This is a genomic window from Pseudomonas sp. MWU13-3659, assembly GCF_023757525.1.
GTDB classification, from domain to species: Bacteria; Pseudomonadota; Gammaproteobacteria; order Pseudomonadales; family Pseudomonadaceae; genus Aquipseudomonas; species Aquipseudomonas entomophila_E.
In genome coordinates, this window is the sequence record NZ_JAMSHW010000007.1 from 60651 (window position 1) to 76616 (window position 15966).

The 15966-nt window shown below is 61.2% G+C and carries 16 protein-coding genes; 5 read left to right on the plus strand and 11 right to left on the minus strand.

The window, feature by feature from the left end; genetic code table 11:
- Positions 1 to 13: 13 nt before the first annotated feature.
- The 3 genes from NGM28_RS11150 to NGM28_RS11160 form a co-directional block, all read right to left on the minus strand.
- Positions 14 to 1597, minus strand: a complete 1584-nt coding sequence (locus tag NGM28_RS11150) for a peptide chain release factor 3 (protein ID WP_011532371.1) — start codon at positions 1595 to 1597, stop codon at positions 14 to 16.
- Between the two features lie 99 nt (positions 1598 to 1696).
- Positions 1697 to 2026 (minus strand): helix-turn-helix domain-containing protein, encoded by a 330-nt coding sequence (locus tag NGM28_RS11155; protein ID WP_011532370.1) that lies wholly within the window; start codon positions 2024 to 2026, stop codon positions 1697 to 1699.
- Positions 2010 to 2345 carry a type II toxin-antitoxin system RelE/ParE family toxin gene (locus NGM28_RS11160; protein WP_240065588.1) on the minus strand — a complete coding sequence of 112 codons (336 nt, stop codon included), beginning with the start codon at positions 2343 to 2345 and terminating at the stop codon, positions 2010 to 2012. Before NGM28_RS11160 ends, NGM28_RS11155 begins: the two co-directional genes overlap by 17 nt.
- Before the next feature lie 424 nt (positions 2346 to 2769).
- On the opposite strand from NGM28_RS11160, the gene NGM28_RS11165 reads away from it, so the two are divergent.
- Genes NGM28_RS11165 through NGM28_RS11180 form a run of 4 tightly spaced genes read left to right on the plus strand, consistent with a single transcriptional unit; the run spans position 2770 to position 6212 of the window.
- Positions 2770 to 3483 (plus strand): ABC transporter permease, encoded by a 714-nt coding sequence (locus tag NGM28_RS11165; RefSeq protein ID WP_240065587.1) that lies wholly within the window; start codon positions 2770 to 2772, stop codon positions 3481 to 3483.
- Between the two features lie 13 nt (positions 3484 to 3496).
- The gene (locus NGM28_RS11170; protein ID WP_252090152.1) at positions 3497 to 4408 is read left to right on the plus strand and encodes a glycine betaine ABC transporter substrate-binding protein; all 912 of its coding nucleotides are present in this window, start codon (positions 3497 to 3499) and stop codon (positions 4406 to 4408) included.
- Positions 4405 to 5058: an ABC transporter permease gene (locus NGM28_RS11175; RefSeq protein WP_240065585.1), complete on the plus strand. Its 654-nt coding sequence runs from the start codon at positions 4405 to 4407 to the stop codon at positions 5056 to 5058. The genes NGM28_RS11170 and NGM28_RS11175 overlap by 4 nt, the downstream gene beginning before the upstream one ends.
- Positions 5055 to 6212 carry an osmoprotectant ABC transporter ATP-binding protein OsmV gene (locus tag NGM28_RS11180; protein WP_252090153.1) on the plus strand — a complete coding sequence of 386 codons (1158 nt, stop codon included), beginning with the start codon at positions 5055 to 5057 and terminating at the stop codon, positions 6210 to 6212. The genes NGM28_RS11175 and NGM28_RS11180 overlap by 4 nt, the downstream gene beginning before the upstream one ends.
- 88 nt (positions 6213 to 6300) lie before the next feature.
- Here NGM28_RS11180 and NGM28_RS11185 read toward each other — a convergent pair whose 3' ends face one another.
- The 3 genes from NGM28_RS11185 to NGM28_RS11195 form a co-directional block, all read right to left on the minus strand.
- Complete coding sequence (locus NGM28_RS11185) at positions 6301 to 8718, minus strand: TonB-dependent siderophore receptor (protein ID WP_240065583.1); 2418 nt, start codon at positions 8716 to 8718, stop codon at positions 6301 to 6303.
- A gap of 108 nt (positions 8719 to 8826) precedes the next feature.
- Positions 8827 to 9777, minus strand: a complete 951-nt coding sequence (locus NGM28_RS11190) for a FecR family protein (RefSeq protein ID WP_252090154.1) — start codon at positions 9775 to 9777, stop codon at positions 8827 to 8829.
- A gap of 17 nt (positions 9778 to 9794) precedes the next feature.
- A complete protein-coding gene (locus tag NGM28_RS11195) occupies positions 9795 to 10292 on the minus strand; it encodes a sigma-70 family RNA polymerase sigma factor (RefSeq protein WP_240065581.1) in 498 nt (165 codons plus the stop codon).
- A gap of 602 nt (positions 10293 to 10894) precedes the next feature.
- On the opposite strand from NGM28_RS11195, the gene NGM28_RS11200 reads away from it, so the two are divergent.
- Entirely contained in the window at positions 10895 to 12058 is a 1164-nt protein-coding gene (locus NGM28_RS11200; RefSeq protein ID WP_011532360.1) for a type III PLP-dependent enzyme, read from the plus strand.
- Positions 12059 to 12182: 124 nt separating this feature from the next.
- Here NGM28_RS11200 and NGM28_RS11205 read toward each other — a convergent pair whose 3' ends face one another.
- The 5 genes from NGM28_RS11205 to NGM28_RS11225 all read right to left on the minus strand — a co-directional run bounded on the left by NGM28_RS11205 (position 12183) and on the right by NGM28_RS11225 (position 15887).
- Positions 12183 to 12698 carry a hypothetical protein gene (locus tag NGM28_RS11205; protein ID WP_252090155.1) on the minus strand — a complete coding sequence of 172 codons (516 nt, stop codon included), beginning with the start codon at positions 12696 to 12698 and terminating at the stop codon, positions 12183 to 12185.
- A 518-nt stretch (positions 12699 to 13216) separates the two neighbouring features.
- Positions 13217 to 13741 (minus strand): hypothetical protein, encoded by a 525-nt coding sequence (locus tag NGM28_RS11210; protein WP_252090156.1) that lies wholly within the window; start codon positions 13739 to 13741, stop codon positions 13217 to 13219.
- 112 nt (positions 13742 to 13853) lie between these two features.
- The gene (locus tag NGM28_RS11215) at positions 13854 to 14384 is read right to left on the minus strand and encodes a hypothetical protein (protein ID WP_252090157.1); all 531 of its coding nucleotides are present in this window, start codon (positions 14382 to 14384) and stop codon (positions 13854 to 13856) included.
- Between the two features lie 57 nt (positions 14385 to 14441).
- Positions 14442 to 15203: a tetratricopeptide repeat protein gene (locus NGM28_RS11220; protein WP_252090158.1), complete on the minus strand. Its 762-nt coding sequence runs from the start codon at positions 15201 to 15203 to the stop codon at positions 14442 to 14444.
- A gap of 3 nt (positions 15204 to 15206) precedes the next feature.
- The gene (locus NGM28_RS11225) at positions 15207 to 15887 is read right to left on the minus strand and encodes a Fe2+-dependent dioxygenase (RefSeq protein ID WP_213659701.1); all 681 of its coding nucleotides are present in this window, start codon (positions 15885 to 15887) and stop codon (positions 15207 to 15209) included.
- Between the last annotated feature and the right edge of the window lie 79 nt (positions 15888 to 15966).

Below are 15966 nucleotides of genomic sequence, written 5' to 3' on the forward strand. Positions count from 1 at the left end.
AAAGCCTGTACGATCAGTGATGCTCGCGGGTCGCGCGGAACTTGATGTCTGGCCAGCGCTCTTCCATCAGCGACAGGTTGACCCGGGTCGGGGCCAGGTAGGTCAGGTGACCGCCACCGTCGATGGCCAGGTTCTCCATGGCCTTGTTCTGGAATTCCTCCAGCTTCTTCTTGTCATCGCAGCTGATCCAGCGCGCCGACCAGACGGTGATCGGCTCGTAGGCGCACTCGACCTTGTACTCTTCCTTCAGGCGGCTGGCGACCACGTCGAACTGCAGCACACCGACCGCACCGAGGATGATGTCGTTGCTGCGCTCGGGGAAGAACACCTGCGTGGCGCCCTCTTCGGCCAGCTGCTGCAGGCCCTGGCGCAGCTGCTTGGATTTCAGCGGGTCCTTCAGGCGCACACGGCGGAACAGCTCCGGGGCGAAGTGCGGGATACCGGTGAAGCCCAGCGCCTCGCCTTCGGTGAAGGTGTCGCCGATCTGGATGGTGCCATGGTTGTGCAGGCCGATGATGTCGCCGGCAAACGCCTCTTCCAGTTGCTCGCGCTCGGACGAGAAGAAGGTCAGCGCGTCGCCGATGCGCAGGTCCTTGTTCAGCCGCACGTGACGCATCTTCATGCCCTTCTCGTACTTGCCCGAGCAGATGCGCATGAACGCGATGCGGTCGCGGTGTTTCGGGTCCATGTTCGCCTGGATCTTGAACACGAAGCCGGTGAATTTCTCCTCGACAGGCTCGACGGTACGCTCATGGGCGACACGGCCCAGCGGGCGCGGCGCCCAGTCGACGACCGCGTCGAGCACGTGGTCGACACCAAAGTTGCCCAGCGCGGTACCGAAGAACACTGGGGTCAGCTGGCCATTGATGAACTCGTCCTGGTTGAACTCGTGGCAAGCGCCCTGCACCAGTTCCAGCTGGTCGACGAACGAATCGTACTGGTCACCCAGGTGGGCACGGGCTTCGTCCGAATCCAGCTTCTGGATGATCTTGGCCTCGGTGCGCTCGTGGCCGTGGCCCGGGGTGTAGACGATGATGTAGTCGCCGGTGAGGTGGTACACGCCCTTGAAGTCGCGGTAGCACCCAATCGGCCAGGTGATCGGCGCGGCCTTGATCTTCAGTACCGCCTCGATTTCGTCGAGCAGTTCGATCGGGTCGCGGATGTCACGGTCGAGTTTGTTGATGAAGCTGACGATGGGTGTGTCGCGCAGCCGGCAGACATCCATCAGGGCGATGGTACGCGGCTCGACGCCCTTACCGCCGTCGAGCACCATCAGCGCCGAGTCCACCGCGGTCAGGGTGCGGTAGGTGTCTTCCGAGAAGTCCTCGTGGCCGGGGGTGTCGAGCAGGTTGATCATGTGCTCGCGGTAGGGGAACTGCATCACCGAGGTGGTGATGGAGATGCCGCGCTGCTTCTCCATTTCCATCCAGTCGGAGGTGGCGTGGCGGTCGGACTTGCGCGACTTAACGGTACCCGCGACGGAGATCGCCTTGCCCATCAGCAGGAGCTTCTCGGTGATGGTGGTCTTACCGGCGTCGGGGTGGGAAATGATGGCGAAAGTGCGGCGCTTCGCGACTTCGGCGGCCTGGTTGGTCATGGGAAATCGCCTGACTGGAGATTCAAAAAGGGGCGATATGATACCTGAACTTAGGCGGGGACCAAAGTCTGATCCCGGCCACTGGTCAATGATGGTCTATCAGGCGCGCTTTGCCTGATCCTCAGAAAATCCGTCAAGCGTGATAGGTGAACGACCAGGCATATGAACAACGAGTTCCAGCGTACCGCCCAATGCTTCCACGTAGCTGCGCAGGGTCGAAATCAACATGTCACTGCGCTTCTCCACTTTTGAAATGTTGCCCTGACGAATCTCCAGGCGCTCCGCCAAACCTTCCTGAGTGAATTCGAGTTGCTTTCGTAATCCCTGAAGTGTGATTTCTTCGCGAATCAATTGACGCCCCAGTTGCTCCACTCGCTCCTTGCGTTCTGGGGACAATCCATTGATGACCTCATCAAGTGTCTTGGACATCGTTCTCTCCTCTCGACAGGTGGTTTTCAAAGCGAGCATCTGCCTGCTTGATCAACCTCTGATAAAACCTGTTTTCCCTCACCCCGGCCTTGTCACCTGCTACCAGGATCACTGCCTGGCGGACAGGGTCAAATGCAAATGCAACGCGCCAGACCGCATTACGCTCGGTAAATCTCAACTCCTTCATGTTCGAATACCGAGATCCGTTCAACGTATCTACATGAGGACGCCCAAGCGCAGGACCCGAGGATTGCAACAACCGCAGGTGACCAAGCATTCGTTCTTGCACAACGTCATCCAACGCTTCGAAGTCGCTCATGAACTCCTCACAGAATCTGATCGTCCACACCAGCAAAATACCTCCAGAGGAATATTCCCTCAAGTAAATACTGTGAAAATCGAGAAAGGAATTTTGTCCATCGGCACAAGAGGATCGATAGCAGGTAAACCATCGCCGCCAGGTAGGAATCACGTTGTTTTCTCGTACGAAAAATCACTACTCCCAGTAATTAACACTGGCCAAATGCCGCCTCGGATGGGAACCTTTCCCTTCACGGAGACGTCCACTCCCCTGCAACCCGCTGCGGTTCAGGGCTGGTTTCACCCGCTTCACGAGCCCGACGGGGTTCGGCTCATGGCCTGATGCCACGCATCGGGCTGCTGCTCGCGACCACGCTGCCCGCCGCCAGGAATGGCCGGCCGCACGGGGGTGTGATCGCCGACTACAAAAAAGGAGTCCGCCTGTGGCTGCACGCTACGGAAAAGGGCTGTTGGGATGGGCCGCCGTGCTCGTCATCCTGGCCCTGCTGGTCCACTGGATCGGCATCGACACGATCGCCCGCTACCGCGACGATCTTGGGTTCTACCTGCAAGCGCACCTGGTCCTGGTGCTGGCTTCGATGGCGGCGGCGCTGGCCGTGGGCATCCCCGCCGGCATTGCCTTGAGTCGACCGCACAGGGTCGACAAGGCCGAGCGCTTCATGCAGTTTTTCAATGTTGGCAACACCATCCCTCCCCTGGCCGTCCTGGCCATTGCCCTGAGTATCCTGGGCATCGGCGCCGGTCCTGCGATCTTCGCGTTGTTCCTCGCCTCCCTCCTGCCCATCGTGCGCAACACCTACGAGGGCCTGAAAAACGTCCCCGCCTCGCTCAAGGAAGCCGCCACCGGCATCGGCATGACTCCGCGCCAGCAGCTGTGGCAAGTGGAACTGCCCAACGCCGTGCCGATCATCGTCGGCGGCGTGCGCGTGGCCCTGGCGCTGAACGTGGGTACCGCACCACTGGCCTTCCTGATCGGCGCCAACAGCCTGGGCAGCCTGATTTTCCCCGGCATTGCCCTGAACAACCAGCCGCAGCTGTTGCTCGGCGCCGTGTGCACAGCGTTGCTGGCCCTGGCGCTCGACACGCTGGTGAGTTGCTCCAGCAAACGCTGGCTGGAACGCGGCCTGGCCCAATAAGAAGAGGGAAACCATGAAGAAGACAATCGCCTTGCTCCTGGGCGCGGCACTGCTTTGCGCAGGCTTTGCCCAGGCGGCGGACAAAGCGCTGATTCGCATCGGTGCCCGGGTGTTCACCGAACAGACCGTGCTCGCCGAAATCACCGCCCAGTACCTGCGCGCCAACGGCTTCGATGTGCGGGTCACCTCGGGCCTTGGCAGCAACATCGCTCGTCAGGCCCAGGAAACCGGGCAGCTCGACCTGATGTGGGAATACACCGGCGTCTCGCTGGTGTCCTACAACCATATCGACGAACGCATGCCCAACGCTGCAGCCACCTACGCCCGAGTGAAAGAACTCGATGCGAAGAAGGGCCTGGTCTGGCTGAGCCCGTCGAAATTCAGCAACACCTACGCCCTGGGGCTGCCCAAGCAGGTCGCCGCGGCCTACCCGCAGATCAACACCATCAGCGATCTCAATCAGGTGTTGCGCGACGAGCACACCCACAACCACCTGGTGGCCCTGGACACCGAGTTCGCCAACCGCGCCGATGGCCTGGTCGGCCTGCGCGAGGTGTACGGCCTGCCCCTGGACCGCCGCAATATCCGCCAGATGGATGGCGGCCTGGTGTACACCGCGATGCGCAACAACCAGGTGTTCGCCGGCTTGGTCTACACCACCGACGGGCGCCTGGACGCCTTCGATCTCAAGCTGCTGGAAGACGACAAGCACTACTTCCCCGACTACACCGCAGCGCCCGTGCTGCGCCAAGCGGTGCTCGACGCCCACCCGCGACTGGCCACCCTGCTCCAGCCGCTGGCCGATCAGCTTGACGACGCAACCATGCGCCGGCTCAACGCCATGGTCGACGTCGAGCACCAGAGCCCGACCGTGGTCGCCGCGGCATTCCTGCGTGAGCACTCACTCGGCGAGGTGCAACCATGAACCTGCTCGATACCTTTGCCCACCTCGACTGGGCCCAGGTCCTGCAACTGACCGGGCAGCACATCACCCTGGTCGGCATCGCCGTGGGGCTGGCCATTGTTGTCGGCGTACCGTTGGGCATCCTGATGACTCGTTTCCCAGCGTTCGCCGGCCCGCTGCAAGCCAGTGCCACGGTGCTGCTGACCATCCCCTCCATCGCCCTGTTCGGCCTGCTGCTGCCGTTCTACTCGAAGTTCGGCCAGGGCCTCGGCCCGCTGCCAGCGATCACCGCCGTGTTCCTTTATTCGCTGCTGCCGATCCTGCGCAACACCTACCTGGCCCTGACCAACGTCGAGCCCGGTATCCGTGAAGCCGCACGCGGCATCGGCATGACCTTCGGCCAGCGCCTGCGCATGGTCGAGCTGCCCATCGCCGTGCCGGTCATCCTCGCCGGCGTGCGCACCGCCGTGGTGATGAACATCGGCGTGATGACCATCGCCGCCACCATCGGTGCCGGCGGCCTCGGTGTGCTCATCCTCACCGCCATCAGCCGCAGCGACATGTCGATGCTGCTGGTCGGCGCCGTGCTGGTCAGCTTGCTGGCGATCATCGCCGACCTGCTCCTGCAAACCCTGCAACGTGCCCTGACTCCGGAAGGACTGCGCCCATGATCGAACTGAAGAACCTCAGCAAGACCTTCAACGCCAACGGCAAGGACGTCAAAGCCGTCGACGCGGTAAGCCTCACCGTCAACGAGGGCGAGATCTGCGTGTTCCTCGGCCCCTCGGGCTGCGGCAAGAGCACCACGCTGAAGATGATCAACCGCCTGATCACCCCCACCTCCGGCCAGGTGTTCATCAATGGCGAAGACACCAGCGCCCTGGACGAAGTCACCCTGCGCCGCCATATCGGTTATGTGATCCAGCAAATCGGCCTGTTCCCCAACATGACCATCGAGGAGAACATCACCGTGGTCCCGCGCCTGCTCGGCTGGGACAAGCAGAAATGCCACGACCGCGCCCGCGAGCTGATGCACATGATCAAGCTCGAGCCCAAGCAGTACCTGCAACGCTACCCCCGTGAGCTGTCCGGTGGCCAACAGCAGCGTATCGGCGTGATCCGCGCCCTGGCCGCCGAAGCCCCGGTACTGCTGATGGACGAGCCGTTCGGCGCAGTCGACCCGATCAACCGCGAGCTGATCCAGCACGAGTTCTTCGAGATGCAACGGGCGTTGAACAAGACCGTGATCATGGTCAGCCATGACATCGACGAGGCGATCAAGCTGGGCGACAAGATCGCTATCTTCCGTGCCGGCAAGCTGTTGCAGCTGGACCATCCGGACACGCTGCTGGCCCATCCGGTGGATGAGTTCGTCAGCAACTTCGTCGGCCAGGACAGCACGCTCAAGCGCCTGCTGCTGGTGCGGGCGGAAGATGCGGCGGACAACGCGCCATCGGTGAGCCCGGAAACACCGGTGAGCGATGCGCTGGAGCTGCTGGATGAGCATGACCGGCGTTATGTGGTGGTCACCGACAGGCAGAACAAGGCACTGGGGTATGTGCGCAGGCGCGACATGCACCGCCAGCAAGGGGCGTGCGCGGACTTCCTGAGATCGTTCAATGCCACCGCGGCCCATGACGAGCACCTGCGCATCCTGTTGTCGCGGATGTACGAGTTCAACCGGGCGTGGTTGCCGGTGCTGGATAACGAAGGCGTGTTTCTGGGGGAGGTGACGCAGGAGTCGATTGCGGCGTACCTGAGCTCGGGGCGCTCGCGTGGGGCGAAGACCTCGATCGTATCGCCGGCTGAGGCCGTGGTTTCCTGAGCCGGCCTCATCGCGGATGAATCCGCTCCTACAGGATTAACGCACGTCCTGTAGGAGCGGATTTATCCGCGATAAAGGCGACGCGCTATCAGAACCCTACACTGGCCTGTACATAGAACGTGCGCGGCTCACCCACATAGAGCCCGGCATTGTTGTCGCTGGAGCGGGTGAAGTACTGCTTGTCGAAGAGGTTCTTCACCCCCGCCGCCAGCTTCAGGTTCGACAGCTGCGGCCCGAACGCATAGCCGCCGCGCGCATGCCAGGTCACGTAACCCGGGATGTCGCCATACTGCCCATCGGCACTCGGCTCGGTGATGTAGTTGCCGTTGAAACTGCCATCGGCATTCATGCCAGTGCCCGGCGCACGCTGCTTGGATTGAGCGTAGGCATCCAGGTTCCAGGTCCAGTGGTTGATCTCGTAGCGCAAGCCGGCCGTGGCCACCGTACGTGAGTAGAACGGCAGGTCACGGCCCTTGAACCCAGGAATCTCGCCTTCGTAGGTGGCGCGGGTATAGGTGTAGCCGCCATTGACCGACAAACCTTGCAGACGCGGATCGAGCCCCGCCAGGTCATAGCGCACCGAAGCCTCGATCCCCTGGTGCTTGGTGGCCCCCAGGTTGGTCCAGCCGATGTCGTTGCTGATGTACTGCAGCTCGTCATCGAAGTCGATGTAGAACGCGGTCAGCTCGCCGGCGAAACCACCGTTGTCATAGCGCGTGCCCACTTCGTAGGTCTTGGCCTTCTCCGGCTCCAGGCCATTGGCCGTGTTGTTGCCGGTACCGCCCTGGCCCAGCTGGAAGTACTGCAGGCTGCCGAACGACGTCTCGTAGTTGGCGAACACTTTCCAGGCATCGGAAATGTGGTACATCACGCTCAGCGCCGGCAGCGGCTCGTTGCTGGTGATGCTGCGGTTCTTCTCCGGCACCGGCCGGTAGTTGGCGTCCAGCACCGGGCGGTCGCGCCAGTCGGTATTGATGTGCTCGAAACGGATGCCCGGGGTGATGGTCCAGTTGCCGATATCGATCTTGTCGTCAATGTAGTAGGCGCTGGCCTCGGTACCGCCGCTGCGGTCCTGGAACACATGGCCGTCGGAGGTCGGGGTGACGGTCGGTACGTTGTCGATCAGCGCCAGGCGCGTCGATTGCTCACGCATCGCTTCTTTCAGGTAGCGATAACCGACGCTGACTTCCTGGGTGGTCGGGCCGGCGAAGAAGATCCGCGACACCCGCGGCTCGATGGCGAAGGTGTGGTAGTTGCGCGGGTACGACGACAGGGTCTTCATGTCGCGCGCGGCGATGGCGCTGCCGCGGAAGCTGTCGGTGTAGTAGGTCAGCACTTCGAACTGGGTGGCATCGTCGAGCTGGCGCTGCCATTTGAACGACACGTCCTTGCGTCGACCGGAGAAGTAGTCGTAGTCACGCAGCGACTGGTATGGGTTGCTGTCGTACTGCGCCTGGGTCAGGCCACCGGGCATGTCGGCACGGCCATCGTAGTAGTGGAAGTTGAGCCAGAACTCGTCGACGTCGGTGGGCGCCCAGTGGGTCTTGAGCATGACGTCATCGATGTCGTTGCCGTTGTTGCTTTCGCGGTAGCCGTTGCCATTCACCCCGGTGTACAGCAAGGCCACGCCCATGCCGTTGTCGGCGGTGCCACCGGCGAACGCCGACTCGGTGTGCTTCCAGCCACCGTGCTGGGAGGTTTCCAGGGTGGTGGAGAGTTCCGCCGAGGCTTTCTCGGGGATCGCCCGGGTCACGAAGTTGATCACCCCACCGACGTTCTGCGGGCCGTAGCGCACGGAACCGGCACCGCGCACCACATCGATGCTGTCGAGGTTGCCCGAGGAAATCGGTGCCATCGACAGCTGTGGCTGGCCGTAAGGGGCAAAGGCGGCCGGGATGCCATCGATCAGCACGGTCGAGCGCGGCGACAGGCGCGAAGTCAGGCCGCGAACACCGACGTTCAGCGACAGGTCGCTGCCACCGGTACCGTTGGAGTCCTGCACCTGCACGCCGGGGATACCACGCAGCACATCGCGCACGTTCATCGCGCCCTGCTCCACCATCGCCTCGCGACGCACCACTGTCCGCGCGCCGGGGTGGTTCTGCACCACGCTCTGCTGGGCGTCGCCCAGCCAGTCGCCGACCACTTTCACATCGGTGGGCGCCAGCTCCAGGCTGCCGGTGGTCAGGGTGCCGGCCGCCTGGGCCGGCTTGACCACCACGGTGTCGGCGGACTGCTCGTAGGTCAGCCCACTGCCCTGCAACAGCTGCTCCAGCGCCTGCTCCGGCGCCAGGTTGCCCGACACGGCCGGAGCCTGCTTGCCGGCCACCAGTTCGGGGCTGAAGAACAGCTGAAGCTGAGTCTGTTGACCGAGTTGCTTGAGGGCGGCGCCCAGCGGCTGCGCCTGGATCTGGATAACGTCGGCATAGCTGTTGCCAGCGGCGGCGCTGACCGCCAGGGCCAGCGCCAGGCGGCGCAGCTGGAGAAGGGGCTTATTGTTGTTCACGTCTTCGATGGGTCCTGAAAGTCGGAATAAACGCCAACTGCATGCAAATGAAAATGCTAGGCAGTTGCAGCTGGCGGGGAAGACGAACGAGCGAAAAAAAACCTGAATCTATTTCGAAATAATTTCGCTGGAGCCATCCGCGTGCTGCTTGATCGCCACCGGCAGGATGTTCGGCAAGGCGCGCAGCAACGCATCGGGGTCGTCGCTGCTGAAGGTGCTGGACAGGCGCAGGTTCGCCACTTTGCCCGGGGCGACACGCAGGGGTTGGGCACGATAACGCGAGACTTCGGTAACCACTTCGCTGAGTGGTGCGTTGTCGAACACCAGCTTGCCCTGGCGCCAGGCCGTCAGCGCACTGGCATCGATGGCATAGGGCGCGGCGACCTGGCCGTGCGGGTCGATGCGCGAACCCTGGCCTGCACCGAGCAGCGCCAGCGATTTGCCCGCGCCCTGGACCCGTACCGAGCCCTGCTCGACCGCGACACGCGTGCTGTCCCGGTCCTGACGCACATCGAAGCGAGTGCCCGTCACGGTCACATCCCCCTGGGCAGTGCTCACCACGAATGGCCGGCCGCTGTCATGGGCGACGATGAACATCGCCTCGCCCTGGCTCAACCGCACGTGACGGCGGCCGGGAGAAAAGTCGACCCGCAACCGGGTGGCGCTGTTGAGCTCCAGCCGCGAGCCGTCGGGCAACTCGACCTGGCGGCGCTCACCCAAGGCGGTTTGCAGGGTGCCCTGATGGTTCAGTTGCTGATACTGCCAACCTGCCCAACCCAGGCCGAGGGCAACGAGCGCCACGCTGGCCGCCAATGCCTGGCGCAGCACGCGACGGCGCGGCAACTGGCGTACAAGGTCGGGCTCACAAAGTGCCTGGAGGCGTTGACGTGGAATGAAGTCGGTGGCGCGCCACAGTTGCGCCAGCCGCTCATACTCCTCGCGGTGCTGCGGGTGCTGTGCCAGCCACTGGCCAAAACCGGCCTGCAGCTCACCGTCGCGCGGCGCGTCCTGAAGCCGGGCGAACCATTCGGCCGCCTGCTCGCGCACGTGCTGTTTCATCAATGGCGTCTCCTGACTCATCTGGCCGACACATCCAGGTGCTCACGCAGATGTCGGAGCGTGCGGATCATATACTTTTCGACCATGTTCTTGCTCAAGCCCATGCGCTCGGCGATTTCGGCCTGGGTCAGGCCCTCCAGTTTCTGCCAGACGAACACCCGCCGACAGTTGAGGGGCAACTCGGCCAGTGCCCGCTCGACGCTGTCGGCCAGCTCCAGGGCATGTACATAGGCCTCCGGGTCACCGCCTGCCGAGCCTTCGTCGAACGCTCCCAGTTCCAGGGCCTGACGGCGGTCCTCGCGGCGGAAACCATCGACGGCGATGTTGCGAGCCGTCTGGTGCAGGTAGGCACGCGGCTGCTCGACCTGCTCGTTCGGGTTCTCCAGAACCCGCACAAAAGCGTCATGGGTGAGGTCCTCGGCCTGCTGGCGACTGCGCAATTTGCGCGTCCAGGTGCCGATCAGCTCTTGGTAGTGGTCGAGGAAGCCTTTGTGTCCGGACACGGGTGTGTTCATCAGGGAGGCAGGGCGAGGTCGCGAATAGTAATGTTTCTCATCAACAACGGCAATCGGTGCATTGTCAGTCCGACCAAGGGCTAGCAGCGGGTGCGATGACAATTTTTTTTGCTGATTTCATGCTCGGGGGAGGCGCGTGTTCCGTGGCCATAAATATGAACACTGCTGGGCCCATCGCGGGTGAACCCGCTCCTACAGAAAAGCGCTGGATCCCTGTAGGAGCGGGTTTACCCGCGAAGGGGTCAACACGGTCCATTCCACTATTTTTTACGCTTGCGCAAGGCCTGGGAACATATGCCGGTCATGTGGGTCGGTTATTCAGGTGACAGCTCATCGATCCACGGCGAAACCACCGGGTTTGCCTGTTGATCTTGCGGTTTTCACGCCCTAAAGTGCGCGCCGAACGTCCATGCTGGAAACGATCCATCCGGCTCAAGTACTGACGACGAGACAGCAAGGTCACCCGCCGCCCTTCCCTGGCACGGTTGACCTTTTTGCTTTCGGCGACATGCCTTGGGAAGTAGGCGAACCAAAGTGGGGATACGGAGGGCGTTCAGTTTGCTGCCACTTATCTTTTCAGTTTGCCCATGGAGCCCTTGAGCATGTCGATCCAGGTCGAAGACTATTTCGCACGCGACACCTTCCAGAAAATGAAGGCGTTCGCCGACAAGCAGGAAACCCCGTTCGTACTCATCGACACCCAGATGATCAGCCAGGCCTATGACGACCTGCGCGCCGGTTTCGAGTTCGCCAAGGTGTACTACGCGGTCAAGGCCAACCCGGCGGTCGAGATCATCGACCTGCTGAAGGAGAAAGGCTCGAGCTTCGACATCGCCTCGATCTACGAGCTGGACAAAGTGATGGGCCGTGGCGTCAGCGCCGACCGCATCAGCTACGGCAACACCATCAAGAAATCCAAGGATATCCGCTACTTCTACGAGAAGGGCGTGCGCCTGTACGCCACCGACTCCGAAGCCGACCTGCGCAACATCGCCAAGGCCGCGCCGGGCTCGAAAGTCTATGTGCGCATACTCACCGAAGGCTCCACCACCGCCGACTGGCCATTGTCGCGCAAGTTCGGCTGCCAGACCGACATGGCCATGGACCTGCTGATCCTCGCCCGCGACCTGGGCCTGGTGCCTTACGGCATTTCCTTCCACGTCGGTTCGCAACAGCGTGACATCAGCGTGTGGGACGCGGCCATCGCCAAGGTCAAGGTGATCTTCGAGCGCCTGAAGGAAGAAGACGGCATCGAACTGAAGCTGATCAACATGGGCGGCGGCTTCCCCGCCAACTACATCACCCGCACCAACAGCCTGGAAACCTACGCCGAAGAGATCATCCGCTTCCTCAAGGAAGACTTTGGCGACGACCTGCCGGAAATCATCCTCGAACCCGGCCGCTCGCTGATTGCCAACGCCGGCATCCTGGTCAGTGAAGTGGTGCTGGTGGCGCGCAAGTCGCGTACCGCCGTCGAGCGCTGGATCTACACCGACGTGGGCAAGTTCTCCGGCCTGATCGAAACCATGGATGAAGCCATCAAGTTCCCGATCTGGACCGAAAAAAACGGCGAAGCGGAAGAAGTGGTGATTGCCGGCCCGACCTGCGACAGCGCCGACATCATGTACGAGAACTACAAGTACGGCCTGCCGCTGAACCTCGCGATCGGCGATCGCCTATACTGGTTGTCGACCGGGGCTTACACCACCAGCTACAGCGCGGTGGAGTTCAATGGTTTCCCGCCGCTGAAAGCGTACTACCTCTGATACAAGCCAGGGGCACGCATGAAGCTATGCGCGCCCCTGACGCTTGGCAAGACGTAATATCCGCTTGCCCCGCCTGCCGCATCAAAACCGTTGAGCTTCGGCTGACGGTTTCATACCGTTACCCTTAATCGTGAACATGCGGCCCCATGACAAAGCGGGTTGGTTGGCCAGTGGTGGTCTGATAAAACCGCATATGGGCGTTTCTTTTCCTCAGCTGCAAATACCCTTCTTGCGGATGGTTCTGCATGGTAAATATCGATTGTTTCCCGTCAACCCCCTCGTAAATGTCTCCCGTATGATGAAGCTTCCACTGATTGAAGTTTTGCTCATGCCCACGGAACCAGTCATTCCCTATATAGGCATCTCCGTCGCTGTCAATACAGAGAAAATCATCCAGATAGAACATGTAATCCAGATTGCACGTCACGTAGGCGTGCAGGTACTCCATATAATTATCAATGACGTGAAACTTCAAGCTAAGATGAGCAGTTTTGACAGTAGACGAACTTTTTGCAGACGTTAGCCAGCCGGTCTCACCCGGCATATGATGCTGGGTCCCAGTGATAAACCTGACCGGCTGCGGCTTATCATTTTCATCAAAAAAATAAACACTAGAACTGAACATTTCATTATTAAACATCAAACCATCCTCATTTTATGATTCGTAAAATCCAGCTTCCGGCTCTTCAACCAAACGGTAATCGCACGTAGGAAACAGGCAAACCCATCATGAGATAGATTTCACAACGCAGTAATATCGAACCATTTCCCCCTGTGACACATGAAGATTCCCACGAATAACAAGCACTGACTCTATAAGGCCGGCCAACCCTGTCGTGGCGCAGGCCATGCTTTTCCAAAATAATCGTGCCTATTGGGTGAGCGATGATTGCGCCGCTGTCACGTATTGTCTGCGCAGGCAGGTACCACGCTGAGGTGATCAACACCCTGCATGGCGTTGGGAGTGGGGGGGTGAGGAAAGGCGGAAAGCGAAATGGCTACTAACACGACGTGCCGTGATCGGCACTGTTGAAAAGCAAGGGGAACCGAGGGGCAGGCTTCACGGCAAAAAAATGCTCCGAACCTGTCGGAGCACTTTCTCAAATACTTATCAGAATTCCTCCTGTGAAGGCCAACTGAAGCGTGGTTGGCTCTCACTCATGCAGGAGCGGGAACGCCCATTCGAACGAGTTCCATCTCAAACACCGCGGCCGGCGCAGCCCCGACACACAGATAACTGCCCTTGCGCGCAGATGTCCAGAACGCCTGCTCCCAATCAACGCCAACTCCTTTGTTATCGAGCGTCTTGAGGTGTACCCGCGACGCGGCAACGGGCTCGATGCGCCACAATGGGCCAACCTTCGAACTGTGCCCATAGAGCCCCAGATAGCCGTTGGTACTGATATCAACGCGCTGGTTGGCAGTGGAATGCGCGACGCTCCCAGTCCATAAGCGAATTTCATAGACCGGCGCAGCCTCCCCCGGCTGCTCGACAGCCCCGAACCACAGCGCCAAAGGCTGGATGTCCGGACGCGATGTCGTCAGCCATCCGCTCGAATGCCATGCCTTCCTGCCGTTAAGACCAGGGCTGTACTCCCAATACCCCACCGGTCCCGGGTATTGGGTGTTGGCGACACTCAAACGAGCAAGAAAGGATTTTTCTATGTTGTATGCATTTGCCATGGAGCACTCCTGAGTATGGGTCGATACAGGATGCCCCTCACTTCAGCAGGTCATAAGCAGGTAAGCTGTCCCTTCCAAGGCTTGCCGGCGCCCTCCTGGCAGGCAGACCGCCTCAACGTTGGCGAAACTTCAACGGACTGTCGAACAACGCCACGCCTACCTGCAGTATATTCATGCGCAAACTCAATGGATTCGGTTTATTCACGCCTACATAGTGGTCATCCCAGGATGCCCTGTTGGCCACGCCGAGTGTCGCCAGGCCAGGTGCCGCCAGCGTGACCCCGTCATAGACTCGCTGCTCAGGCCTGCCCAACTTGGCACCGTCAATCCTTACCCGCCAAAGTATTGGTTTCTTGCTGGTCAGGTAGAACCCGATGTAGTTCTGGAAGTCCAGATCCCAGATCGCGTAATGCGATCCACCGGATGACGACTCCACCGTGCGGACCTGATAGCCAGCATCGATGCCCTCGAAGTAACCGAACCAGAATCGCTGCTGGCTTTCGATCTGCCCGGACGGCGCGATGGTCAGCCAACGATTACGACGTGTCTGGGGTGTTCCTTCGACCGAGTCGAGGTTCCCCGGATATTCAGGTGTCACGGAAGTCAGCGTTGCCAGAAAAGAACGCACTTGAACATAACGCATGGCTTTGCCCTCAAGGGTATGAAGAAAAGCCAACTATCCACGTATCTTTCTTGCAGCTTAAGTCGCCGCTATTTCCTCTCGCCTCGTGATTTCAGCCTTGTACTTTAAAGCCTGGTCCGACAATAAGGGACCCACGGCAAGCAATGTGGCCACACTACTGCGTAGGAACGCCAGGTTGCCCTCAGCCCTCGCACGCTCCAGCCAAAGGCCGGCCTGCGCCAACTCGCCTCGCTCCACCAGCACCATCGCCAGGCTGAACATCCCGCGGAAGTCCCCCGACTCTGCGGAACGTCGGTACCAGCGCACGCCACGAGCCGGGCTGGCGGCAGTGGCAATACCCTGTTCCAGATAGCGCCCGTAGAGGTTCATCGACTTGGCATGCCCCATGTGCGCCGCCTTTTCATAGCACGCCAGCGCCTGGGCCTGGTTGGCCGGAACCCCGCGCCCGGTGGCCAACAGGTTGCCCAGGTTGTACAGGCCCCAGTCCAACCCGGCATCAGCCGCACGCGCATAGTGTATGGCCGACTGCGCCAGGCTCACATCGCCACCCCAGCCATGCTCCAGGCACCGGCCAAGCATGTTGTGCGCCATCGCACTTCCCGCTTGAGCGGCGATGGCGAACCAGCGCCTGGCGACCGCCGCATCCTGCTCGATCCCCCGCCCATCCAGCAGGATCTGCCCCAGCAACAACTGCGCCTCGACCACACCCTGCCCCGCCGCCGCCAGGATCGCCTGGGCGGCCTGGCCAGGGCTGTGCTCGAGCATCGCCTGCAGCCCGGCGACATCCACCACCTCTTCACGGCGTAACTGATAGGCCACGGCTCAGACCTCGGCCCAGCGGCGCAACAGGTTGTGGTAGGTGCCGGTGAGCTGCAGCAACGACGGATGCTCCGGTACATCGGCGGTGAGCTGGCGGATGGCGTTGTCCATCTCGAACAGCAGGGTGCGTTGGCTGTCCTCGCGCACCAGGCTCTGGGTCCAGAAGAACGCGGCATAGCGCGCGCCTCGGGTGACCGGGTTGACCTTGTGCAGGCTGGTGCCCGGGTACAGCACCATGTCACCGGCCGCCAGCTTGACCTGCTGTACACCGAAGGTGTCCTGGATCACCAGCTCGCCGCCGTCGTAGCTGTCCGGGTCGCTGAGAAACAGGGTCGAGGACAGGTCGGTACGGATGCGCTCCGGGCTGCCCTTGGGCTGGCGCAAGGCATTGTCGATGTGGAAACCGAAGTTGCCGCCCTCGCGGTAGCAGTTGACCAGCGGCGGGAACACCTTGTGCGGCAGCGCTGCCGACATGAACAACGGGTTGCGCCACAAGCGGTCGATCAACGCGTTGCCGATTTCCTTGGCCAGGGCATGCCCCTCGGGCAACTGCAGGTTGTGCTTGGCCTTGGCCGACTGATAGCCGGCCGTGACTTTGCCATCGGCCCAGTCAGCCTGCTCCAGGGCCTCGCGGATACGCGAGATTTCGTCGGCATCGAACAGCCCGGGAATGTGAAGCAACATGGCAATGGCACCTGATGCGGAAAGAGATCCGCCAATGATATTGATTACCTTTTACGAATCACAAGCCCCCTTGATCCCA

Excerpts from the sequence above, each read along its gene's own strand:
- NGM28_RS11150 (WP_011532371.1), bottom strand. The coding sequence starts at position 1,597 with ATGACCAACCAGGCCGCCGAAGTCGCGAAGCGCCGCACTTTCGCCATC.
- NGM28_RS11155 (WP_011532370.1), bottom strand. The coding sequence starts at position 2,026 with ATGTCCAAGACACTTGATGAGGTCATCAATGGATTGTCCCCAGAACGC.
- NGM28_RS11160 (WP_240065588.1), bottom strand. The coding sequence starts at position 2,345 with ATGAGCGACTTCGAAGCGTTGGATGACGTTGTGCAAGAACGAATGCTT.
- NGM28_RS11170 (WP_252090152.1), top strand. The coding sequence starts at position 3,497 with ATGAAGAAGACAATCGCCTTGCTCCTGGGCGCGGCACTGCTTTGCGCA.
- NGM28_RS11175 (WP_240065585.1), top strand. The coding sequence starts at position 4,405 with ATGAACCTGCTCGATACCTTTGCCCACCTCGACTGGGCCCAGGTCCTG.
- NGM28_RS11180 (WP_252090153.1), top strand. The coding sequence starts at position 5,055 with ATGATCGAACTGAAGAACCTCAGCAAGACCTTCAACGCCAACGGCAAG.
- NGM28_RS11190 (WP_252090154.1), bottom strand. The coding sequence starts at position 9,777 with ATGAAACAGCACGTGCGCGAGCAGGCGGCCGAATGGTTCGCCCGGCTT.
- NGM28_RS11195 (WP_240065581.1), bottom strand. The coding sequence starts at position 10,292 with ATGAACACACCCGTGTCCGGACACAAAGGCTTCCTCGACCACTACCAA.
- NGM28_RS11200 (WP_011532360.1), top strand. The coding sequence starts at position 10,895 with ATGTCGATCCAGGTCGAAGACTATTTCGCACGCGACACCTTCCAGAAA.
- NGM28_RS11205 (WP_252090155.1), bottom strand. The coding sequence starts at position 12,698 with ATGTTTAATAATGAAATGTTCAGTTCTAGTGTTTATTTTTTTGATGAA.
- NGM28_RS11210 (WP_252090156.1), bottom strand. The coding sequence starts at position 13,741 with ATGGCAAATGCATACAACATAGAAAAATCCTTTCTTGCTCGTTTGAGT.
- NGM28_RS11215 (WP_252090157.1), bottom strand. The coding sequence starts at position 14,384 with ATGCGTTATGTTCAAGTGCGTTCTTTTCTGGCAACGCTGACTTCCGTG.
- NGM28_RS11225 (WP_213659701.1), bottom strand. The coding sequence starts at position 15,887 with ATGTTGCTTCACATTCCCGGGCTGTTCGATGCCGACGAAATCTCGCGT.